Source organism: Pseudomonas sp. LBUM1668 (assembly GCF_059695715.1).
The window spans coordinates 4461262-4483519 of record NZ_CP166787.1; the positions used below are offsets into that span (position 1 = coordinate 4461262).

25 protein-coding genes are annotated in these 22258 nt (G+C 59.2%); 13 read left to right on the plus strand and 12 right to left on the minus strand.

Annotation, left to right across the window (positions count from 1 at the left end; translation table 11 throughout):
* The first annotated feature begins 60 nt into the window (after positions 1-60).
* Complete coding sequence (locus ACA061_RS20125; protein ID WP_497299916.1) at positions 61-591, plus strand: DUF1003 domain-containing protein; 531 nt, start codon at positions 61-63, stop codon at positions 589-591.
* On the opposite strand, the gene ACA061_RS20130 is transcribed toward ACA061_RS20125, so the two are convergent.
* The gene (locus ACA061_RS20130) at positions 592-1470 is read right to left on the minus strand and encodes a LysR family transcriptional regulator (RefSeq protein ID WP_497299917.1); all 879 of its coding nucleotides are present in this window, start codon (positions 1468-1470) and stop codon (positions 592-594) included.
* A gap of 185 nt (positions 1471-1655) precedes the next feature.
* Between ACA061_RS20130 and ACA061_RS20135 the strand changes: the two genes are divergently transcribed.
* Together ACA061_RS20135 and ACA061_RS20140 are read left to right on the plus strand one after the other, a co-directional pair.
* Entirely contained in the window at positions 1656-2354 is a 699-nt protein-coding gene (locus tag ACA061_RS20135; protein ID WP_497301973.1) for a CTP synthase C-terminal region-related (seleno)protein, read from the plus strand.
* Positions 2354-2659 (plus strand): antibiotic biosynthesis monooxygenase family protein, encoded by a 306-nt coding sequence (locus ACA061_RS20140; RefSeq protein WP_497299918.1) that lies wholly within the window; start codon positions 2354-2356, stop codon positions 2657-2659. Before ACA061_RS20135 ends, ACA061_RS20140 begins: the two co-directional genes overlap by 1 nt.
* A 132-nt stretch (positions 2660-2791) precedes the next feature.
* Here ACA061_RS20140 and ACA061_RS20145 read toward each other — a convergent pair whose 3' ends face one another.
* Positions 2792-3118, minus strand: a complete 327-nt coding sequence (locus tag ACA061_RS20145) for a DUF2025 family protein (RefSeq protein ID WP_210704247.1) — start codon at positions 3116-3118, stop codon at positions 2792-2794.
* Positions 3119-3340: 222 nt separating this feature from the next.
* Here ACA061_RS20145 and ACA061_RS20150 point away from each other — a divergent pair, with 222 nt between their 5' ends.
* From ACA061_RS20150 to ACA061_RS20160, 3 genes are all read left to right on the plus strand, one after another.
* Positions 3341-4468, plus strand: a complete 1128-nt coding sequence (locus ACA061_RS20150) for a glycerophosphodiester phosphodiesterase (protein WP_497299919.1) — start codon at positions 3341-3343, stop codon at positions 4466-4468.
* 151 nt (positions 4469-4619) lie between these two features.
* A complete protein-coding gene (locus ACA061_RS20155; RefSeq protein WP_150592925.1) occupies positions 4620-4925 on the plus strand; it encodes a PepSY domain-containing protein in 306 nt (101 codons plus the stop codon).
* A 523-nt stretch (positions 4926-5448) separates the two neighbouring features.
* Complete coding sequence (locus ACA061_RS20160; RefSeq protein ID WP_497299920.1) at positions 5449-6444, plus strand: IS110 family RNA-guided transposase; 996 nt, start codon at positions 5449-5451, stop codon at positions 6442-6444.
* Between the two features lie 40 nt (positions 6445-6484).
* Here the strand turns inward: ACA061_RS20160 and ACA061_RS20165 are convergent, their stop codons facing one another.
* Both ACA061_RS20165 and ACA061_RS20170 read right to left on the minus strand, forming a co-directional pair.
* Positions 6485-6919, minus strand: a complete 435-nt coding sequence (locus ACA061_RS20165; protein ID WP_150616111.1) for a hypothetical protein — start codon at positions 6917-6919, stop codon at positions 6485-6487.
* A gap of 109 nt (positions 6920-7028) precedes the next feature.
* A complete protein-coding gene (locus tag ACA061_RS20170) occupies positions 7029-8651 on the minus strand; it encodes a methyl-accepting chemotaxis protein (RefSeq protein WP_210554103.1) in 1623 nt (540 codons plus the stop codon).
* 274 nt (positions 8652-8925) lie between these two features.
* Between ACA061_RS20170 and ACA061_RS20175 the strand changes: the two genes are divergently transcribed.
* Both ACA061_RS20175 and ACA061_RS20180 read left to right on the plus strand, forming a co-directional pair.
* The gene (locus tag ACA061_RS20175) at positions 8926-9948 is read left to right on the plus strand and encodes a transporter (protein WP_497299921.1); all 1023 of its coding nucleotides are present in this window, start codon (positions 8926-8928) and stop codon (positions 9946-9948) included.
* Between the two features lie 179 nt (positions 9949-10127).
* Entirely contained in the window at positions 10128-11741 is a 1614-nt protein-coding gene (locus ACA061_RS20180; protein WP_150616114.1) for an inorganic phosphate transporter, read from the plus strand.
* A 107-nt stretch (positions 11742-11848) separates the two neighbouring features.
* Here ACA061_RS20180 and ACA061_RS20185 read toward each other — a convergent pair whose 3' ends face one another.
* Positions 11849-12745: a LysR family transcriptional regulator gene (locus ACA061_RS20185; protein WP_150601587.1), complete on the minus strand. Its 897-nt coding sequence runs from the start codon at positions 12743-12745 to the stop codon at positions 11849-11851.
* A 124-nt stretch (positions 12746-12869) separates the two neighbouring features.
* Between ACA061_RS20185 and ACA061_RS20190 the strand changes: the two genes are divergently transcribed.
* Positions 12870-13628 (plus strand): SDR family NAD(P)-dependent oxidoreductase, encoded by a 759-nt coding sequence (locus ACA061_RS20190; RefSeq protein ID WP_210554105.1) that lies wholly within the window; start codon positions 12870-12872, stop codon positions 13626-13628.
* 150 nt (positions 13629-13778) lie between these two features.
* Here ACA061_RS20190 and ACA061_RS20195 read toward each other — a convergent pair whose 3' ends face one another.
* Positions 13779-14216 carry a multidrug/biocide efflux PACE transporter gene (locus ACA061_RS20195; RefSeq protein ID WP_497299922.1) on the minus strand — a complete coding sequence of 146 codons (438 nt, stop codon included), beginning with the start codon at positions 14214-14216 and terminating at the stop codon, positions 13779-13781.
* An 89-nt stretch (positions 14217-14305) separates the two neighbouring features.
* Between ACA061_RS20195 and ACA061_RS20200 the strand changes: the two genes are divergently transcribed.
* On the plus strand, positions 14306-15160 hold the full coding sequence (locus ACA061_RS20200) for a LysR family transcriptional regulator (protein WP_497299923.1): 855 nt from the start codon (positions 14306-14308) through the stop codon (positions 15158-15160).
* Between the two features lie 162 nt (positions 15161-15322).
* On the opposite strand, the gene ACA061_RS20205 is transcribed toward ACA061_RS20200, so the two are convergent.
* Genes ACA061_RS20205 through ACA061_RS20215 form a run of 3 tightly spaced genes read right to left on the minus strand, consistent with a single transcriptional unit; the run spans position 15323 to position 17370 of the window.
* Positions 15323-16567 carry an RNA polymerase sigma factor gene (locus tag ACA061_RS20205; protein ID WP_497299924.1) on the minus strand — a complete coding sequence of 415 codons (1245 nt, stop codon included), beginning with the start codon at positions 16565-16567 and terminating at the stop codon, positions 15323-15325.
* The gene (locus ACA061_RS20210; protein WP_008081988.1) at positions 16560-16904 is read right to left on the minus strand and encodes a YciI family protein; all 345 of its coding nucleotides are present in this window, start codon (positions 16902-16904) and stop codon (positions 16560-16562) included. The genes ACA061_RS20205 and ACA061_RS20210 overlap by 8 nt, the downstream gene beginning before the upstream one ends.
* A gap of 40 nt (positions 16905-16944) precedes the next feature.
* A complete protein-coding gene (locus ACA061_RS20215; protein ID WP_497299925.1) occupies positions 16945-17370 on the minus strand; it encodes a YybH family protein in 426 nt (141 codons plus the stop codon).
* Between the two features lie 141 nt (positions 17371-17511).
* On the opposite strand from ACA061_RS20215, the gene ACA061_RS20220 reads away from it, so the two are divergent.
* On the plus strand, positions 17512-17997 hold the full coding sequence (locus ACA061_RS20220) for a GNAT family N-acetyltransferase (RefSeq protein ID WP_150601593.1): 486 nt from the start codon (positions 17512-17514) through the stop codon (positions 17995-17997).
* Positions 17998-18015: 18 nt separating this feature from the next.
* Complete coding sequence (locus ACA061_RS20225) at positions 18016-18621, plus strand: pyridoxamine 5'-phosphate oxidase family protein (RefSeq protein ID WP_210700307.1); 606 nt, start codon at positions 18016-18018, stop codon at positions 18619-18621.
* 160 nt (positions 18622-18781) lie between these two features.
* Here ACA061_RS20225 and ACA061_RS20230 read toward each other — a convergent pair whose 3' ends face one another.
* From ACA061_RS20230 to ACA061_RS20240, 3 genes are all read right to left on the minus strand, one after another.
* Positions 18782-19270, minus strand: a complete 489-nt coding sequence (locus ACA061_RS20230) for a GNAT family N-acetyltransferase (RefSeq protein WP_497299926.1) — start codon at positions 19268-19270, stop codon at positions 18782-18784.
* 324 nt (positions 19271-19594) lie between these two features.
* Positions 19595-20080: a GyrI-like domain-containing protein gene (locus ACA061_RS20235; protein WP_497299927.1), complete on the minus strand. Its 486-nt coding sequence runs from the start codon at positions 20078-20080 to the stop codon at positions 19595-19597.
* A 68-nt stretch (positions 20081-20148) separates the two neighbouring features.
* Positions 20149-20811 (minus strand): LysE family translocator, encoded by a 663-nt coding sequence (locus ACA061_RS20240; protein ID WP_210554112.1) that lies wholly within the window; start codon positions 20809-20811, stop codon positions 20149-20151.
* Between the two features lie 139 nt (positions 20812-20950).
* Here ACA061_RS20240 and alaC point away from each other — a divergent pair, with 139 nt between their 5' ends.
* Positions 20951-22168, plus strand: coding sequence for an alanine transaminase (gene alaC, locus ACA061_RS20245; protein WP_150601597.1), 1218 nt, complete (start codon positions 20951-20953; stop codon positions 22166-22168).
* Positions 22169-22258 lie beyond the last annotated feature (90 nt).

The window sequence follows — 22258 nt, forward strand, 5'->3', positions numbered from 1 at the left end:
GCCGGCCGCCACAACGCAGAGCTATAGTGACGGCACGTCCGAAGTCCTGCCGAGCACACCATGAACAACGAAAAACCCGAAATATCCCCCGCCCCCATCGATCACCTGCGCTTCCACCGCCCCCACGCCCACCTGAACACGACCTTCGGTAACGACGCCTTCGCCTTGCGCGCCGAAGCCTTTGCGCGGTTCTTCGGCACGCCGCTGTTCCTTGGCGCGCAAACCTTGATTGTTGCGGTGTGGATCGGCCTCAACGTTTGGGGCGTGACTCAATTCGACGTCTACCCGTTCATCCTGCTGAACCTGGCCTTCAGCCTGCAGGCGGCCTACGCCGCGCCACTGATCCTGCTCGCGCAAACCCGTCAGGCCGCGCGCGACAAGGCGCAGGCCGACGCCGATGCGCAGCACCGTGAAGCGCTGGCACAGGCCAATACCGAACGTCAGGCTGAGGCGGCGAAAAATTCCGCGCAATTGCTGGCGTTGCTGGAACAAAACACCCGCCTTACCGAAATGACGAAAAACCTCACGGAGCGCATCGAAGGCCTGACCAGCGAGTTGCACGCTCACGTGTGCCAGAACCCACTGCGTTGATCAGGGCAAACGCAGTGCCCGCCCCAGCTCATCGAACAGCGTTACCACCGAGCGCAACGCCCGGCAATCCGGACGCGTCAGCAGCCACAGCGCCGTGTCATAGCCGTGCAACGGCTCGCTCAGCGCCTGCAAACCATCGTTGATAAGAAAATCCGGCAACGCCGCAACGCCGAGGCCGGCGCGCACCAGTTCCGTGACCGACAGCATGCTATTGCAGCGATATCCCGGGGTCACGCCGGGCAAATGCTGGCGGCGCCAGGCGATGGTCGGGTGATCGGGCAGGAAGTCGTCCGGAGCGATCCAGGTCAGTGCGGCCAGATCCGCCGTATCGACGTTTTGCAGATAGCCTGCACTGGCGCAAACCCTGTAGGAAACCTGCGCCAATTGCCGTCCGACCAGGTGATCTGGCGGTGTACGCGTCAGACGCAAGGCGATGTCGGCATCGCGGCGGCTGAGGTTGGCGAAATCGTTGGAGGTGCTCAGTTCAATGGTCAGCGCCGGATAGTTGGGCATGAACTGCGCCAGCGCCGGCAGCAGCAAGCCTTGCAACACTGAATCGGTGCAGGTGAGCCGCACCGTACCGCTGATCACTTCGCCGCCCTGCTCCACACCGATCCGCGCCGCGTCGAGTGCCTGCTCTGCGCGTTCAGCCTGCTCGGCCAGCGTCTGCGCCAAAGTTGTGGGCAAGTAACCGGCGCGACTTTTTTCGAACAGTTGCTGACCGAGCGCGGCCTCCAACCGCCGCACAGCGCGGAACACCGTCGACACATCGACCTTCAACAGCTGCGAAGCGCGGGCCAGAGAGCCGCCGCGTACCAAGGCGAGGATCAGCGCCAGATCCGGGTAATCGAGTCGATAGTGCGCGGGTGCATTGATCACTTGGGGAAACGCCAATATTGAGTGCGTGAGCGCCAATCTATAGTGACCACCACCCTGTGGCGAGGTGATTTATCCCCGATGGGCTGCGAAGCGGCCCCAAAGAAGAGACGACTGCTGTGCAGTCGGTCGGGGATAAATCCCCTCGCCACAAGGACTCTTCACTTTCGTCATACAAAGGAAATCCCATGGACGCCATTTCCATTGCCCTGATCGGCGATTACGACCCGCAAGTCACTGCCCACCAAGCCATACCTGTGGCACTTGGTCTGATCGCCGAACACCACCATCGCCACGTGCAATTCGAATGGTTGGCCACCGATCAAATCCACGCTGATACACCCTTAAACAGGTTCGACGGTTTCTGGTGCGTGCCTGCCAGCCCTTACAAAAGCGAAGCTGGCGCTCTGCGAGCGATCCGTTTTGCCCGCGAGCAACAACGCCCTTTCCTCGGCACCTGCGGCGGTTTTCAACATGCGGTACTGGAATTTTCCCGCAATGTGCTGGGCTGGACGGATGCTGAACATGGCGAAACCTCGCCCGACTCCGAAAGAGCAGTGCTTACACCCCTTACCTGTTCGCTGGTCGAAGCCGTGGACAGCATTCATCTACTGTCCGGTTCGTTGATCGTCAAGGCGTACGAAACGTCGGAGATTCATGAAGGCTATCGCTGCCGCTTCGGTGTGAATCCGCAGTTTGAAGCGCAGCTTTTAGAACATCAGCTACAGGCTGTGGGTCATGATTCGGCGGGGGATTTACGGGCGATCGAATTGAAAAACCATCCGTTTTTTGTCGCAACGTTGTTTCAACCGGAACGCGCGGCACTCAAGGGACAGATGCCACCGCTGGTCCGAGCATTTGTTGAAGCCTGCGCGGAGCCACGTTGATGACGTCTTGTTTTGCGGTGATTTTTACCTCGACCCGTACCGAGGGTGACAACGGTTATGCCGAAGCGGCTGAGCGCATGGCCAAATTGGTGAGCGAACAGCCGGGTTTTCTCGGTGTTGAGTCGGTTCGAGGCGCGGATGGCGTCGGGATCACGGTGTCGTATTGGGAGAGCGAAGCGGCGATTCTGGCGTGGCGGCAGCATCCAGAACATCGGCTGATTCAGCAGCGTGGGCGGTCGACCTGGTATTCGTCGTTTCATACGCGGGTGTGTCGAGTGGAGCGTGAGTATCGGTTTGGCCAGTGAGTATTGCGGTGTACTCACTGGCCCCATCGCTGGCAAGGCAGCTCCCACAGGTTAGATGTTGCTCTGAAGATCACGCCGTACCTGTGGGAGCTGGCTTGCCAGCGATGAGGCCCAGACAGCCACGGCAAAAACCTAGCCCCGCACCAAGCTCCGCACCGCCTCAATCTCCGGCACTTCACGCTTGCTCATATACACCCGCAACGGTTCGGTGATGTTGATCCGGTCGTCAATATTCTGATCCAGCAGCAACTGAATCAGCTCACGCTTCAACGTCATGGTCGTTGGCGAAATCTGGGCCCAGACGAATTCGCTGGTCGGGATAATGCCGTCATCCGCTACGTCCATGCCGAACGAGTCTTCGCTGAAGCGCACGATGTACTGGCCGGTTTTGCGGTTGAGGCCGACAAAGCCCTTGAGGTCGTCGGCTGCCTGGCAGATGAGTTGGGAGGTGATGCGCATGGTAAACCTCACGAAATGTTGATCGATGGTTTACACGCAGGACAACTGAACGGCGCGCCCTCTGCCGGGACGTCTGCCGAGGGCAAGCGTACTGCAAACAGCACCACAAAAGTGCAGGAAATATCGCTTTTAATAGGTTTATGTCGGTCTGGCGATAGCAAGCAATCGATTCAGTTGTTAAAAGGTACGTCTTTGAAAATGCCCTGCGAAAGGAACTCGACCATGCCCGCCACTTTCACCAAAAGCGCCCTCATGCTGAGCCTGTTGCTCGGTTTCAGTCAGGCGCATGCCGCCACTCACAGCGATCCGAATGCCGTGGCTGCAGCTCACGGCATCCCTCACCCGGCGGTGATCGCCCACCGTGGCGCGTCATTCGATGCACCGGAATCCACCGCCGCGTCCTACAAACTGGCCCGTGACCTCGGCGCCGATTATCTGGAAATGGACTTGCAGCGCAGCAAGGACGGTGTGCTGTTCGTCCTGCACGACGACAATCTGCAGCGCACCACCGACGTCGCCAGCAAATTCCCCGATCGCAAGGACAGCCCGGCCAACGCCTTCACCATGGCCGAGTTGAAAACCCTCGATGCCGGCAGTTGGTTCAACACCAAATACCCGGACCGCGCACGCCCGTCCTACGCCGGGCTGAAAATTCTTACTCTCGATGAAGTCATCGACATCGCCCAGGCCAATCCGCAGCACAAACCTGGTCTGTACATCGAGACCAAAGAGCCGCAGCTGTTCCCCGGCCTCGAAAAAGACCTGAAGGAGAAACTGCAAGATCGCGGCTGGCTCAGCCCAGCGGGTTCGAAACTGGCGAAAAGTGCGCTGGGTGTCGGTCAGGGCAAAGGCAAGGTGATCCTGCAAACCTTCGAGAAGAACAGCCTCGAACTGCTGCAAAAGGAAATGCCGCAGGTGCCGAAGATTCTCCTCCTGTGGGTCGGCGAAGGCAGCATCGAGCCGAAATCCAAGGTGACCTTTGCCGAGTCCGGCGAGAAGGACAAAAACGCTTTCTACGGCAAGCAGGAGCCGAAATCCGAAGCTGAATTTAAACAATGGGTTGATTACGCCAAGGCTCAGGGTGCTATCGGCACAGGCCCTTCGGCGAAGCTCACCCAAGGTGGCGACCAGAGTTATTCGGATCTGGTGCAGCCGTGGATGAACCAGTACACCCACGATCAGGGCCTGCTGGTGCACGTCTACACCGTCGATGAGCCGGTGGACTTCGACAAAGTCATGGCCGCAGGCGTCGATGGCATCTTTACCAACCGTGCCAGTGAACTGTTGAAGTTCTATAAACGCCCGGCCGCCGCGAGCGTTGATCAGGTGTTGAAGAACAACGGGTTCTGATCGGTAAACCGGGTTGTCCGCATCGCGAGCAGGCTCACTCCTACAAGAGCCCTGCACGCGATGTGGGGTTTTAAGGGTGAATTAAGTTGCGTTGGCTAATCTGAACTCACTTCAACAGAACACGCACTTAAACAAACGAAGGAATGAACCGATGAAAACTTTGACTGCCCTGTTTACTGCTGCTGCCCTGACCCTCACCGCGGGTATCGCTCAGGCTGATGTACGCGTCGATCAGATCCCTGAGCTGGTCAAGTCCGGCAAGATCAAGTCGCTGGAATCGATGAACGAGGCTGCACTGAAACTGCATCCGGGTGCGACCATCACTGACACCGACCTGGACAACCACTTCAACGGTTACGAGTATGAAGTTGAATTGAAAACGGCTGATGGCAAAGAGTTCGATGTGGACTTCGACGCTACCACTGGCAAAGTGCTGAGCGACAAGCAAGACACTTGATACACCGTTTAACCAAAGCCGCACGATTGAAAGATCGTGCGGCTTTTTTACGTCTGGAGTAAATCGTTGCAGGAGTGAGCCTGCTCACGAATGCGGCTACCGCTTTCGCGAGCAGGCTCACTCCTACAATGACCGCGTCAGCCACAACATTGTGCGGCTGGCTAGAACCCTGTAGGAGCTGTCGAGTGAAACGAGGCTGCGATCTTTTGATCTGATTTTTTACAATCAAAAGATCGCAGCGTGCCGCAGCTCCTTGTATGTTGCCCTCACACCAGTCGATTGAGATCTAAGCTCGCTGGTGCGGACATACGAAGATGTGTTTCTGGGGGAGACCGATCGCTCCTGAAGGCAGGACTTGCTCCTGACCTTGTCTGTAGAGAGGTCCCCCCGCCTCATTGCCCACCACGAAGAGTATCGAGAAGCCGACAAGTCGGACTTCGCATTACAAGGTTGCAGTGGCATGAAGTTCGAGGTCAGGGGAACCAGAATGCATTTCTAACCCAGTTCTCTCGGAGTTGAAAGCATGAGCATGCATGTCGGTTTGGATGTGGGGTCTCGTACGACCGCCATGGGCTGGCGCAACCACGGCCGTTTTGCAGGGGCCTGCAACATCGACCAAACGCCCGCCGGGCGTAAAGCAGCGGTCAACAAGCTGCTCGAGCTCAAGCCTTTATCTGTGGTAATGGAAGCCACTGGCATCTATTACCTGGATTTGGCCATGGAGCTCACTGCAGCGGGTTTGCCCGTTTCGGTTATCAACCCGAAGAGCTTTCATAACTTCGCCAAGCTGATGCTGAAGAACAGCAAAACCGATGCGATCGATGCCCAATTGTTAGCCGAATACGGCGAGCGCATGAGCCCCGGATTGTGGACACCACCCACGGCCGTACAGTTGGAACTTCGGGCTATCGGAAGGCATATCAATCGTTTGACGTGTCATCGCACCCGAGCCAAGAACGAGCTGCATGCGCTGAAAGCCACTCAAACAACCCTAACGATGTTGATTGAAGACGAAGAAGAAGCCATTGAGGCATTTGACAAGCGAATCGAGCGTTTCAGACTCGCAGGTCGGGCGCTGATCGACAATTGCCCGACGCTAAGCGCCCAGTTCGGGCACATGATCGCAGCGCCGGGCATGGGCGAAGTTTCAGTATTTGCGGCACTGGCTGAATTGACGACCTTGCCAGTGACACTTAAGTCCGCGCAGGTCAGCCGACATGCAGGACTCGATGTGCGGCTTACGCAATCAGGTACCAGCATCGATAAACCTGGACGGATAAGTAAGGGCGGAAACGCCTACCTACGCTCAGCGATGTACATGCCAGCGCTGACTGCCATACGTTGCGACAGCAACGTGAAAGCCTTTTACGAAGCGTTGATCGGGCGAGGGAAGAGAAAAATGCAGGCTGTCGTCGCCGTCATGCGCAAATACCTGACCGGCTTGTGGGCCTGTATGCGAGCTGGCGAAGACTTCAATACGGCCAAGCTTTTTAGCGAAAAACACCTCGCAAAAGCTTGACCGTGAACAGAGTATCTACATAGATATCGCGGTTGAGGGTTTAGGCAGAAGTACTGACCAACGAACCGGACGTGCTCGAATCCGAATCCTGCAACGCCTGCAACAACCCTGCCGTCGCCGTTTGCAGCGAGGCCGAAGTTGCCGTGACTTGCGCTTGTGCCGCCGCAACATCTGCCGCTTTCGCATCGGCACTTTGCTGCTTCGCCTGTGCCGCTTGCAGCGCTTGTTGCTGTTCCTGCAACTGCTTTTGCAACTCGGCGATCTGCTTGCGCAGTTCTTTTACCGTGTCCGATTCTGAGCTGCTGGAACTGCCGCCACCCGCCGCTGCAGCCCCGCCGCCCGCAGCGACTTTACCGGTATCGCCAGTATCGCCGGTGCTGGCAGTCGCGGTGGTCGAGGTGTCTTCACTGGCCGAGGCTTTGTTGGCCGAAGTGGCCACAGGCTGAGTGATCGAAACAGAGGTGAGGCTGACCATGAGAGTGCTCCAATGCCGGTTATAGATCCCCGGACATCGGCCATGCTCGCGTCAAATTGAGATCGACTGTGTACCGACTCGGTATCCGAATCGGTACACAGTCAACGGATCACGCGCTCAGGCGAGCGGTGACTTCGTTCAGTTGCCCGGACAGGCCGTGCAGATTCTGGCTGGCGCTTTCGGTGCGCTGCACGTTGTCGAGGTTGGTGCTGGCAATCGAGGTGATTTCGGTCAGGTTGCGCGAGATGTCCTCGGCAACCGACGTCTGCTCTTCGGCCGCCGTGGCGATCTGACGGTTCATGTCGCGAATCGCTTCCACCGCGTGGGTGATACGCTCAAGCATGGCGCCCGCCTGCGTCACTTGCTCAACGCTTTCGTCGCTGCGGGTCTGGCCGCTATAGATGGCTTGCGCCGCATCTACCGCGCCGGTCTGCACGCTCTGAATGATCTGGTTGATCTCGATAATCGACTCCGCCGTGCGCTGCGCCAGGTTGCGCACTTCGTCAGCGACCACCGCAAAACCGCGCCCGGCCTCTCCGGCACGCGCCGCTTCAATCGCCGCGTTCAGCGCCAGCAGGTTGGTCTGTTCGGCGATGCCACGAATCACTTCCAGCACCTTGCCGATGCGGCCACTGTCGGCTTCGAGACGACGAATGACCGTGGCGGTGTTGGCGATTTCGCTGCGCATCAGCGTGATGGAATGGATGGTGCTTTGCATGACCTTTTCACCCTGCTGGGCGGACTGGTCGGCATCGTCGGCAGCTCGCGCGGCATCGGCGGCGTGACGCGCGACTTCCTGGGCGGTGGCGGACATTTCGTTCATCGCCGTGGCTACCTGGTCGGTGCGGTTGAACTGCTCGTTGGTGCCGCCGGCCATGGTCGTGGCGATGGCGTTCAACTCGCCGCTGGCGCTGTCCAGATCACTGGCGCTGCGCTGCAAACGAGTGAACGTATCCGCGAGAAAATCGCGCAGGGTGTTGGCGGCTGCGGCGAGGTTACCCAGCTCATCCTGACGGTCGCTGACCACCCGTTCGGCCAGTTTGCCGCGGCTCAGTTGGGTGACGTAGTCGATGAGTTTGCGGATCGGCTCGATCAGGTTGCGGTTGACCAGCCACAGGCTCAACAGCCCGATCAACAGACCCGAAGCGAGCATCACCAACAGCCCCAGCCATACGGTGCGATCGGCCTCGGCACTGATCAGCGCCGACTGCTCGGTGCCCTGCTTGCGCAATTCGGCGACCAGTTCGCTCATCTGATCGCTGGCAGCGCGATCAACACCTTTGACAGCCGCGTCACCGGCAGCAGAATCGCCACCCGCGGCGACGTAGGCATCACGGCCCTTCTGGTAGGCGCCGGCCAACTGACGATGCTCTTCACGCAAGCGCTCGATGCGGGTTTTCAGGCTTGGCTCTATACCTTTCTGGCTGGCCAGTTCGCCGAGGATTCTCTGCACATCGCGCTGGCGATCTTCAAACTGGCTCCAGTACTTGGCCAGATCCGCCGGCTGCTTGCCGCGCAGCAGGACGTTTTTCCATTCCTGTACCTGCACCTTGAATTGCAGGTTGGCTTCATCGATCAATTGCGAAGTGTGCAACGGGCCGGCGATCAATTGGCTGTAGCTTTGCACGCCGTTGGAGAGGAAGTGAAAACACGCCAACGCGATCAACAGCACCGCCAACAGGCTGCCGCTCAGCAGGGCGAGAATTTGCGCTCTCAGGGATTTTTGCAACATCGCAGATACTCAGGACAGGGATGAGGCACGCCAGGAAAAGGCGTGAAAAGTGGCCTGACTTCCCTGTCGGCGAACCTTGGCCAACGGCCAATGGCGCGCAACCTAACTCACCTGAGATCGGCGCGCCAGAGCGTTTCTTGAAGAACTCCCGACCGCCGGTAACGCTATGATTTGACGTCATTTTGCCGTCACACAAACGTCATGTGACATTGCGATGATCCGGCACAGGTGAATCTGAAAATCCCGCCCAGCGCCCTCCTCGCAGCGAGCCTCCATGAACCACAGCCTCGATATCAGCCATCGCGATCCTGACCTGTTCGGTTTGCTCTACGGTTTTCGTTTCCTGCCTGGGGAACGTGGCCGCGAAGTCGATTCGGCGACGGCACTGCGTTGTTTGCAGGACGACAGCGACAGTGGTGAATTCCTCTGGCTGCACTTGAATCTGGCCCACGCCGCGTGCGAGCGCTGGATGAAAAGCCATCTGCAACTGCCCGAAGAATTTTTCGAGGCGCTGCACGAAGGTTCGCGTTCGACGCGCATCGAGCACGTCGACTCGGCGTTGCTGGCGGTGGTCAACGATGTGGTGTTCAACCTCAGCAGCATGGTGTCGTCGGACGTGTCGACGCTGTGGGTGTGCGTGCGCAGTAAACTGATTGTCAGTGCGCGCCTGCAACCGCTGCACTCGGTGGATAAATTGCGCTCATCGGTGAAGGCCGGTGAGCGTTTTCGTTCGCCCTCGGAATTGCTCGTGCACCTGCTGCGCGATCAGGGCGAAGTGCTGACGCAGATCGTGCGCAAGACCAGCCTGAGTGTTGATACGATCGAAGACGAGTTGCTCTCCTCGCGCCTGTCGACCAACCGCGCCGAACTCGGTGCCAACCGCCGAGTGCTGGTGAGATTGCAACGGCTGCTGGCATTGGAGCCGGGTTCGTTACTGCGCTTGCTCAACCGCCCGCCGCCGTGGTTGCAGAAGGAGGACGTCAAGGAACTGCGCAAATCCACCGAGGAGTTTGCGCTGATCATCAATGACCTCACTGCCCTCGGCGAGCGCATCAAACTGTTGCAGGAAGAAATCGCCGCCAACCTCAACGAACAGAGCAACCGCACGCTGTTCACCCTGACCGTGGTGACGGTGCTGGCGCTGCCGATCAACATCATTGCCGGTTTCTTCGGGATGAATGTCGGTGGCGTGCCGCTGTCGCAGGACGCGCATGGGTTCTGGATATTGGTGGCGCTGGTGGCGACATTTACGGTGATTGCGGGGCGGTGGGCGTTTCGTAAGCGTGGAGATTATTAAGATCAAAAGATCGCAGCCTTCGGCAGCTCCTACACTGCCACTGTAGGAGCTGCCGAAGGCTGCGATCTTTTGACTTTGCCTCTAGCGATTCATCCAAACACTGACCTGAAGCAGTCTCTCTGTAACATTCTGCAACGATCATGGGCGACATTCCTTCCCTCGCTCAGGATTGTCCTCTCATGGCTACTCCCTCCCTGACCGCCAGCCCAACGTCCGCCGCCAGCGGCAGGCCCGCCCTCGACAAGAAAACCGGCCCGTTCACCTACGTATTGTTTTTCGCGGTGCTGGCCATGGGGATGCTGTTCACCGCCTACAGCCTGATGCACGACATGCAGGAACTCGGCACGACGGTCACCACCTGGACGCCATTTCTGCTGCTCGGCGTGGCGTTGGTGATTGCGCTGGGTTTTGAGTTCGTCAACGGTTTCCACGATACCGCCAACGCCGTGGCTACGGTGATCTACACCCACTCGCTACCGCCGAATGTGGCGGTGGTCTGGTCGGGTTTTTTCAACTTCCTCGGCGTGTTGCTATCGAGCGGAGCGGTGGCGTTCGGCATCATCGCGCTACTGCCGGTGGAGCTGATTCTGCAGGTCGGCTCGTCTGCTGGTTTCGCGATGATCTTCGCCCTGTTGATCGCAGCGATCCTGTGGAACCTCGGCACCTGGTGGCTGGGTTTGCCGGCCTCGTCGTCGCACACCTTGATCGGTTCGATCATCGGCGTCGGCGTGGCCAATGCCTTGATGCATGGCCGCGACGGCACCAGCGGTGTCGATTGGGCGCAGGCCACCAAGATTGGTTACGCGTTGCTGCTCTCGCCGCTGGTGGGTTTCGGTTGTGCGGCGCTGTTGCTGCTGGCGTTGCGCGCATTCGTGAAGAATCGCGCGCTGTACAAGGCACCGAAAGGCAACACCCCGCCGCCATGGTGGATTCGTGGTCTGCTGATCCTCACCTGCACCGGCGTGTCGTTCGCCCACGGCTCCAACGACGGCCAGAAAGGCATGGGCCTGATCATGCTGATTCTGGTCGGCACCTTGCCGATGGCCTATGCATTGAACCGCACCATGCCCGAAGAACAATCGCTGCAGTTCGCCGCCGTGGCGCAAGTCACCCAACAAGCCCTGGTGAAAAGTGCGCCGCAGCCGGCACCTGCCGATCCGCGCCCGATCCTCACGGAGTACATGCGCAGCAAGGAAGCCACGCCGCAACTGATCCCCGCTCTCGCCGCCCTGATTGGGCACATCGGCGAGGAAGTCAAAGGCTACGGTTCACTGGCGAAAGTCCCGGCCGAGGCGATGGGCAACGTGCGCAACGACATGTACCTGGCCAGCGAATCGATTCGCCTGATGGACAAGAACAAGGTCGGCAACTTCGACGCCGACACCGCTGGCAAGCTGCAACTGTTCAAGCAACAGATCGACAACGCCACACGGTTTATCCCGCTGTGGGTGAAGATCGCCGTCGCTATCGCATTGGGGCTCGGCACCATGGTCGGCTGGAAACGCATCGTGGTGACGGTCGGCGAGAAGATCGGCAAAACCCACCTGACCTACGCGCAAGGCGCCTCGGCGGAAACCGTGGCGATGCTGACCATTGGTGCAGCGGACATGTTTGGTTTGCCGGTGTCGACGACGCATGTGCTGTCCTCGGGCGTGGCCGGGACCATGGTCGCCAATGGCGGTGGATTGCAGATGAGGACCATCCGTAATCTGCTGATGGCGTGGGTGCTGACGCTGCCGGCGGCGATCTTGTTGTCGGGTAGCCTCTACTGGCTGTTCACCCAAATCTTCTGACCAAAATGATCCCCCTGTAGGAGCTGCCGAAGGCTGCGATCTTTTGATCTTTTTTTTAGATCAAAAGATCGCAGCCTTCGGCAGCTCCTACAGACGGCCAGGGTGGGTCAGAGGGTTGAGCGGATTACATCCCCCAGCCAATCCATGAACACCCGCACCCGCAGCGGCAAATGCCGTTGCCGCGCATACAGCAACGAAATTCCCATCGACGGCGCGGTGAATTGCGGCAACACGGTCACCAGTTCGCCGTTGTCCAGATGTGGCTGCATCCCCGTGCGCGGGACCTGTACCAGACCGAAGCCGCCCAGACATGCCGACTCGTAGGCGTCGGTGCTGTTGACCGTCACGCTGCCAGCCATTGGCAAGCGCCGAACCTGACCGTCCTGCTCGTAGACAAACCCTTCCGAACGCGAACCCAGTACGCCGACGTAATGCACCAGGCGATGCTGCGCCAGATCTTCCAGTGTCTGCGGCACACCATAGCGCGCGAGATACGCGGGACTGGCGCAATTGATCATCGGGAAGTCGCCAAGGTGCCGCGCCACCACGGATTGATCCGGCTGCGCGCCAATGCGCACCACACAATCGAAACCCTCGCTGAGCAGGTCGACGCGGCGGTCGGTGCTGCTGATTTCCAGTTCCAGATTCGGATGACGATCCATGAACTGCGGCAGCCGCGGCATGACCAGACGCCGCGACAGAATGTTCGGCATGTCGACGCGAATACGCCCCGTCAGTGAGGCCTCGTCCTGCCGGAACAAGCCTTCGATCTCGTCCATGTGCGAGAGCAGATCCTTGCTGCGTTGGTACAACACCAAACCGTCTTGCGTTGCCTGCACCTTACGCGTGGTGCGTTGCAGCAAGCGCGTGCCGAGCAGCGCTTCCAGCGCTTGCACCTGTTCGGACACCGTCGAACGTGGCAGCCCGAGGCTTTCCCCGGCGAGGGTGAAACTCGATAACTCACTGACCCGGACGAAGGTGCGCAGCAGTTCCAGTTTGTTCATGGGGGGGGAGCTCTTTGATTGTTCGACTTAACCGACCAGTGATTCCGGTTTAAGCCTGTTTATCACCCCAGGGCGGATAAATAAACTTTGATCCATCACCACTCACCGCAATCGAGGACTTCACATGAGCCGCAAAATCGCATTGATCACCGGCGCCAGCCGTGGCCTGGGCAAGAACGCAGCACTGCACCTCGCCGCTCAGGGCGTGGACATCATCGGCACTTATCACAGCCGGGCGGACGAAGCGCAGGCGCTGGTCGTCGAACTGGAAAAACTCGGCGCAAAAGCCGTGATGCTGCAACTGGACGTCGGCCGCAGCGACAGCTTTGGCGCATTCGGTACGCAGGTCGAACAGGTGTTGCAGCAGCAGTTCGAACGTCAGCGTTTCGATTTTCTGATCAACAACGCCGGGGTCGGTCTGCATGTGAGCTTCGCCGAAACCACCGTCGAGCAATTCGACATGTTGATGAACGTGCACTTCAAAGGGCCGTTCTTCCTGACTCAGCAACTGCTGTCGCTGATTAACGACGGCGGGCGGATCATCAACGTGTCCAGCGGTCTCGCACGGTTCAGCATTCCGGGCGCCAGTGCCTATGCGGCGATGAAAGGCGCGATGGAAGTGCTGACCCGCTATCAGGCCAAGGAGTTGGGCTCACGCCAGATCACCGTAAATACCCTGGCACCCGGCGCCATCGAAACCGACTTTGGTGGCGGTGCGGTGCGCGACAATTCGGCGGTAAATGCGATGGTCGCCGAGAACACCGCGCTGGGCCGCGCGGGGCAGCCGGATGATATCGGCGGAGCACTGGCGTTGTTGCTGTCGCCGGGCGCGCAGTGGATCAATGGTCAGCGGGTTGAGGCGTCGGGGGGGATGTTTCTCTAAGCCTCACTAAAACTTTTGTGGAAATAGCCATTGTGGCGAGGGGATTTATCCCCGATGGACTGCGCAGCAGGCCCATTTTCTGGGGCTGCTTCGCAACCCATCGGGGATAAATCCCCTCGCCACAGGTTTTATATTTGCCACAGTTTTTGGTTAACCCTCACAGACACGACGGGTCAGGAAGCGCTCGCGGAGTACGTCGTAGCCCCAGTGATAAACGTAGGTATACGGCAGGAAAAACAGCAACACGCCGATGTCGAGCAAAAACGCCTGCCACAGGCTGACCGACAGCCACCAGGCAATCAGCGGCACGCCCATCACGATCAAACCACCCTCGAACAGCAAGGCGTGAACCACCCGCACCCAAGCGTTATGGGCGACATTCATGCGCTCGAGCATGCGGTCGAAAAACCGGTTGAACACCACGTTCCAGCCCAGCGCCAGCATCGCGATCAGCACCGTCACCGCGCCCATTTCAAGCATCGGTTTTTTCATGATCCACGCCAGCAACGGCGTGCAGATCAGAATCGCCAGCAATTCGAAACCGACAGCCTGGAAGATACGTTCAGTGATGGATTTTTGGGCAGTCATGGCCTGAGTCCTTGAGTGAAGATGGTTGCCATGATCTGCCCTCGCATCGATACTTCAAAACCAATAACCATCGATCAAGGCGATAGTTCATGGCCTCGCAAGAAGTGCTTTTGGCGTTTGTCCAAGCGGCGACCCAAGGATCGTTTTCGGCGGCGGCGCGCAAACTCGGGCGCAGTCAGTCGACCATCAGTGCGGCGGTGGCGAGTCTGGAGATTGATCTGGACCTGGTGTTGTTTGATCGCAGCAGCCGCAAACCGACGCTGACGCCCGCCGGCCATATGATGCTGCAACGCGCCGAGGCGATTCTTACGGCCAACAGTCGTCTGGAAATGACTGCACGGCAATTGTCCCAAGGTGTTGAGCCGAAATTGACCGTGGCGATTTCCGACACCTATCAATCCGCGCGTTTCGAAGCGGCGCTGTTCGGTTTTGAACAGCGCTATCCGGATCTGGAACTCGAATGCCTGATCGCCGAATGCGATGACTTGATCGAACTGGTGCAGCGCGGTCGGGCGCATCTGGCGTTTGCAGAGATGCAGGACAATTACCCGCCGGATCTGGTGACCTCGACCGTGGCTGAGCGCACTGATATTGCGCTGTTCGTCAGTCGCGAACATGCGCTGGCGACACTGGAGCACGTCGATCAGCCAATCCTGGAGCAGCATCGCGAGTTGCGTCTGGCGACGATCGTCAATCCCTACGACAGTCGCGCCAAGGGTCGCGTCTGGTCGGCGCCGAGTTATCTGATGCTGATGGAAATGGCCGAAATGGGTTTCGGCTGGGCGCCGCTGCCGCGCTGGCTGGTGGGGCGTTTCGGCAATGGCACGCTGGTAGAGCTGACAGTGCGCGGCTGGCCGAAACCGGTGTTTGTCGATGCCTTGTGGTCGCGGCTATATCCGCCGGGGCCGGCGGGGAGCTGGTTGTTGGGCAAGATGCTGGAATAGATCAAAAGATCGCAGCGTGCCGCAGCTCCTACAGTTACAACCCATGTAGGAGCTGCCGAATACAGTTGCAACCCATGTAAGAGCTGCCGAAGGCTGCGATCTTTTGATCTTGTTGTTGATTGAAGAAAATCAACGTTAAAAGATTGCAGCCTTCGGCAGTTCCTACAGGGGGTTGGGTGTCGGTAGTTGGTTTAAGCGCGCCTCGATAAACCGCCGCTCAGGCTCTTGCCGCGTCAATTCCAGCGCCCGCAAATAAGCCACCCGCGCCTCCTCCGCCCTGCCCAACTGCCGACAAAACTCCGCCCGCGCCGAATGCGCCAAGTGATAATCCTGCAACTCACCGCGATCCATAATCCCTTCGATCAGCGTCAGCCCCGCCAACGCCCCATCCCGCTTGGCCACCGCCACCGCGCGATTCAACTCGATCACCGGCGACGGCATCGCCCGCAACAGCACGTCATACAGACCGACGATCTGCTGCCAATCGGTTTCCTCAGCGGTTGGCGCCTCGGCGTGTACGGCGGCAATCGCCGCTTGCAGGCAATACGGCCCAAATCGTCGTGTGGTCAGCGCCCGCTCCACCAACGCACAACCTTCAGCGATCAACTCAGCATCCCACTGCGAGCGATCCTGATCGTCCAGCAGCACCAACTCGCCATCGGGCGAGGTGCGCGCCGGGCGGCGGGACTCGTGCAGCAGCATCAATGCCAGCAACCCCATCACCTCGGGCTCCGGCAACAATTCCATTAGCAATCGCCCGAGCCGGATCGCTTCACGGGTCAGATCTTCGCGGGTCAGCTCAGCCCCCATCGACGCCGAATACCCTTCGTTGAACACCAGATAAATCACCCGCAGCACACTGTCGAGGCGCTCGGGCAGTTCGCTCAGGCTGGGGACTTGATAAGGGATTTTCGCGTCTCGGATCTTGGCTTTCGCGCGCACGATGCGTTGGGCAATGGCCGCCGGCGCCGAGAGAAATGCGCGGGCGATTTCCTCGGTGGTCAGGTCGCAGACTTCACGCAAGGTCAGCGGCACTTGCGCATCCGCCGCCAGCGCCGGGTGACAGCAGGTGAAGATCAGCCGCAGGCGATCGTCTTCCACGTCTTCGTCGCTCCAGTCGGCATCTTCGAGTTCTTCCAGTTGCGCCAGCAACAATGGCTGCGAGGCTTTGAAGCGTGCGCGGCGGCGTAACACGTCGATTGCCTTGAAGCGCCCGGTCGACACCAGCCAGGTGCGCGGATTGTCCGGCACGCCGTCACGCTGCCAACGCTCGACCGCGACGAAGAACGCCTCGTGCAAGGCTTCTTCGGCGAGGTCGAAATCGCCGAGCAGGCGGATCAAGGTCGCCAGAATCCGCCGCGAGTCTTCGCGATAGACCTGCTCGACCCGCGCCCGGACCTCAGACATTCAACTGCCGCACGGGGCGCACTTCAACGCTGCCGACCCGGGCCGCCGGAATGTTCCCGGCGACCTGAATCGCTTCGTTGAGATCCTTGGCGTCGATCAGGTAGAAGCCGGCCAGTTGCTCCTTGGTTTCGGCGAACGGCCCATCGGTGATCGACAATTTACCGTTGCGCATACGTACCGTGGTGGCGGTCTGCACCGACTCCAGCGCCTCGGCGGCAACCATCCGCCCGCTGCCCTGGATCGACTCGGCATAGGCCCAGCATTCGGCGTCTTCGGGGCTGTCGGGCGACGAATGCAGCAGGCGTTCATCGCTGTAGACCAGGCATAGATATTTCATGGCGTGCTCCTGATTCGAACGGATCAACTATGGCTGAAGATCACGGTTGCACATCAAACAGCGTGGCGCCGCTCATCGGATCAAACGGTGCCGACCAGTGTTCATGGGCAATCCGCCACGCGCCGCCGACCTGCCGATAGCACGCGGTGACGCGCATCCAGCAGCTTTGGGTTTCACCCTTCTCGTTGGTGCCGCCGCAATTGGCGACCCAGTGGGCGAAGGCGATGTTGTCGGCAGTTTCGATGACGACTTCCTGAAACTCGAAGATGTGCGGGCCGGGGCACATTTGCATGCAATCCACCCAGTGCGCGCGGTAGGCCCGTTTGCCCTTGAATTGCAGGGCCTTGATCGCGTCGAACGAGACGATGTCATCGGCGTACAGCGCCATGACTTTCTCCACGTCTTTGGTCATGACGGCGTCGCGGTAGGTATTGATTAGGGTTTGAATTTCAGACTGTGCGCTCATGGTGTTCTCCGTGTTTTTTGTTGTGAAGACACCCTTAGTCGTTCGGCGCATCGGTCGATCGACAACTGAAACAAAAAAATTCCGCACGAGGCAAAGTCGCTAGAATCCGAGGCTCATCTTTGTAGGAAAAAGGAAATTCCCGTGTCAGCCCAACTCGTGCCGTACGACAGCCTGAACGCCCAGCAGCGTGAGCAAGTCGAGGCGATTGAAATCCACCCCGAGCAAATCAAGTTCTCCGGCGACATCCACGGCGCCCTGCACACCTTGCTGTCGAAACCCGGCCCTGGCGTGAAGGGTTTTGCACTGCTGGCCGATGATGTGCCGGTGGCGTTCCTGCTGCTCAAGCGTCCGCCGGTGTTACCGGCATGGGCCGATGAACACAGCGCCACGCTGCATGCGTTGCAGGTCGATCGCCGGGCGCAGGGCAAGGGTTACGGCAAGGCGTGTCTGCAAGCGTTGCCCGAGGTTGCGCGCCAGTCATGGCCGGAGATCAAGGGGCTGGAACTGTCGGTGGACGCCGACAACGATGCCGCCATCGCGCTGTACGCCAAACACGGCTACGTCGACAGCGGCGAAGCGTACAAGGGCCGAATCGGTTACGAGCGGCGCATGGGGCTATTTTTCTAAGTCATCGAGGGATGCACGATGATCGATTCAATTGAAGCACTGGAAGCTATTTACGGTTTGCCCCACGAACGTGCGGTGCGCAAGCAGATCACTTTTCTCAACGAAGACTATCAGGCGATGGTGCGGGTCTCGCCGCTGGTAATCGTCAGCTCGGTGGGGGCCGATGGTCTCGACAATTCGCCGCGCGGTGATGCTCCGGGGTTTGTGCGGATCATCGATGAACGCACGCTGGCCCTGCCAGACCGCCCGGGCAACAACCGCATCGATACCTTGCGCAATGTGCTGCACGATCCACGGGTGTCACTGTTGTTCATCATTCCGGGGATTGGCGAGACGTTGCGGGTCAACGGCACGGCGTTGATCAGTGATGAACCGGCGTTACTGGAGAGTTTTTCGGTAAACGGCAAACCGGCGAAAACGGTGTTGCTGGTGACGGTGGAGGCGGCGTTTTTCCACTGTTCGAAGGCGTTTGTGCGTTCGGATGCGTGGAACCCTGAAACGCATCTGCCGCGCTCGGCACTGCCCACGGCTGGCGCCTTTCATAAACGTCTGAACGATGGGCAATTCGACGCCGACACGTACGACCGCGAAGCGCCGACCAGGGTCCGCGATAGCCTTTACTGACGCACCACGCCCCCCATGTAGGAGCTGCCGAAGGCTGCGATCTTTTGATCCTGTTTTTTACAAGCAAGATCAAAAGATCGCAGCCTTCGGCAGCTCCTACAGGGGTAATGATCCAGAGAGTCAGAGGATCAGAGGGTCAGAGGGTCAGAGGGTCAGAGGGTCAGAGGGTCAGAATCATCTCGTGCCACGCCATCCCGCCATGGTCGGACTCCGACGGCTTGATGTAGGCAAAACCAAACCCGGCATACAACGCAATGTGCTGTTCCTTGCACATCAAATGAATTGTCGCTTTATCCATCCCGCGCATGCGTTCAATGAACTCCGCGAGCAAACGCTTGGCCAGCCCCTGCCCTTGATAATCCGGGTGCACCACCACCGACATGATCACCACGTTCGGCCCCGCCGGATCATGGCCGATCAGTTCCTTGAACGCCTCATCCGACATCTGCACATCGAACGCCGCGCCCGAGTTGACGAACCCGGCGACCTCGCCATCCACCTCGGCAACGATGAAACCATCCGGCCAGGTCGCAATGCGCGTGGCGATCTTCTCGCGGGTGGCGGCTTCATCGCCTTCGTAGGCAACGGTTTCGATGGCGTAGCAGCGATCCAGGTCAGCGGCAGAGACGTTGCGGATAACGGTGTTCATGGCAGCTCGGAAATCAGCGGGAAAAGTGCGCAAAGCATAAAGGAATAAGGAGTGCATATCGATCCGCGCGGGCAGCGTAAAGCCTGCGTATAAGCGCTTTTCTTGCGCCTCGCGGGCGGCTATTTCTGTGGCGTGTCTCTGATTACCCTTGGGGGAACCCGTTTATGAGCAGCGTAGAAATCGGCCTGTTAATGGTGTTGGGCATCAGTACGTTCGGCTTTATCACCCTGGGCATCGACCTGTTGCGGGCGCGACGTGTGGGCAAGGGCAAGCGTGGTTGAAAGCGTTGACTGGACGGATCGCTGATCCGTCCATCAACGTGCGTCACACCTTGAGCGGCAGCCAGATTTCCAGCGTGCCGGTATGCAACATGGGATTGAAGTCTTCGCTGTAGCGCTCGAACTCCGGCGCATCCGCCGCTTCGCGACCGGACTGCGGCAGCCAGGTTTTCCAGATGTGCTGGAACGTCGCCGGCAATTGGTCGAGAGAGCCCTTGTGCTCGAACACCGCGTAATCCTGCGGTTGCACCTCGATCCAGCGGTATTGCTCCGGCAGGTCATCGAGCTTGCTGATCTCGACCCCGGCGATGTATTCGAAACCACCCTTGCCGTCCGCATTGCAGCAGACGCCGAAGGTCACTTCGTTCTTTTGCCCGGGAATCTTGCCCAGATGCGGGATGAATTTTTCCCACAGCGCGGGGATGCCATCGGTGGTGTCCTGGGTAAATCGTCCGCCAAGCCCTGCGATCAGCAGGAAGTGTCCATGTTCGAAGCGAGGTTCTGCCACTTCAACGCGTGTTTGCTCATCCATGACTCGACTCCTGGAACGAAAAAAGTGGGTTCGGCTGGGAGTATAGAAGCCAAACCCGATTCGCAACATTACAGCGTATGCAGGGCCTCGGCCGCACCCGACCCGACAAACTCGTTATAGCCAGATACGATCACGTAAACCGCGAAATAGCAGAAGATCGCTGCAGATGCCATGTAGGAGTAGCGCAGCAGTTTATCGCCCAAGAGCCTGCCGCCATGGCTTGCAGCGAAGCACAAACCGGCCGACCACACCAGCCCGGCGCACAGAAACCCGGCGAGGAACAACGCCGAGCTCAAAGGCCCGCCGCCACCCGAACGGGCGATCAACGTGCCGCCTACCGCAGCGAACCAGAGAATCGCGCTCGGCGATGACATGGCAAGGAAGATCCCCCGCAGGAACTCCTTGCGATGGGAGTTGTGCCCCACCTCAGCCGTCTCGGCCAACAGCGCATCGTGATGGATTGCCGAATAGATCATCTTCGCCGCGAAATAGATCAGCAGCGCCGAACCGCCGATCCACAGCACCCAGCGCACGGTTTCGTATTGCAGCAACACGGTCATCCCGGCGAGCGCCAGCACCGCGTAGATCAAATCGCCGACACAGGTGCCGAGGCCCAGCGCAAAGCCCTGAAAATACCCGCGCTGCATCGCCAACGTGATCATTGCGATGTTGGCCACGCCGATATCCAGGCACAGCGAAAGGCTCAGCAAAAAGCCGCTGGTGAATTCCATCAACCGATTTCCTTGGGAAAAATTTGTTTACGCACAGGCTGGACAGTCTGCCATCCCTGCCCTTATCTTCGCCAACAGGTCACCGCAGTGACCAGCGTCGCTCGGACGGTTCCGGGCGCTTACGTTATCCGAGGCAACAATGGCTGAACAAGGTTCGCCGCGCCGCTTTGCGCGCATAGATCGACTCCCCCCTTACGTTTTCAACATCACCGCCGAGCTGAAAATGGCCGCGCGGCGTCGTGGTGAAGACATCATCGACCTGAGCATGGGCAACCCCGACGGGGCCACGCCGCCGCACATTGTCGAAAAACTCGTGCAGGTCGCCCAGCGTGACGACACCCACGGTTATTCCACGTCCAAGGGCATTCCGCGCCTGCGTCGGGCGATTTCCAATTGGTACAAGCAGCGCTACGAAGTCGATATCGACCCGGAAAGCGAAGCCATTGTCACCATCGGTTCCAAGGAAGGCCTGGCGCATCTGATGCTGGCGACCCTGGATCAGGGCGACACGGTGCTAGTGCCGAACCCGAGCTACCCGATTCACATCTACGGCGCGGTGATTGCCGGCGCCCAGGTGCGTTCGGTGCCGCTGGTGCCGGGTGTGGATTTCTTCGCCGAACTGGAACGGGCGATTCGCGGCTCGATCCCCAAGCCGAAAATGATGATCCTTGGCTTCCCGTCGAACCCGACCGCGCAGTGCGTGGAACTGGATTTCTTCGAACGGGTGATCGCCCTCGCCAAGCAGTACGACGTGCTGGTGATCCACGATCTGGCCTACGCCGACATCGTCTACGACGGCTGGAAAGCCCCGTCGATCATGCAAGTGCCGGGCGCCAAGGACATCGCGGTGGAGTTTTTCACCCTGTCCAAGAGCTACAACATGGCCGGTTGGCGCATCGGTTTCATGGTCGGCAACCCGGAACTGGTCAACGCCTTGGCGCGGATCAAGAGCTACCACGACTACGGCACTTTCACCCCACTGCAAGTCGCCGCGATTGCTGCGCTGGAAGGCGATCAGCAGTGCGTGAAAGACATCGCCGAGCAGTATCGCCAGCGCCGCAATGTGCTGGTCAAGGGACTGCATGAGCTGGGCTGGATGGTTGAAAACCCGAAGGCTTCGATGTACGTCTGGGCGAAGATTCCCGAGGCTTACGCGCACTTGGGCTCGCTGGAATTCGCCAAGAAACTGCTGGCCGAGGCCAAGGTTTGCGTCTCGCCGGGGGTGGGGTTTGGTGAGTATGGCGATGATCACGTGCGCTTCGCGCTGATCGAAAACCAGGACCGCATTCGCCAGGCTGTGCGCGGCATTCGCGGGATGTTCCGGGCGGATGGCCTCACGCCGAAATCGGCTACCTGACACAAAACCTGTAGGAGTGAGCCTGCTCGCGATTGCGGTGTGTCAGTCACCGTAAATGTCACTGATTAACCGCTATCGCGAGCAGGCTCA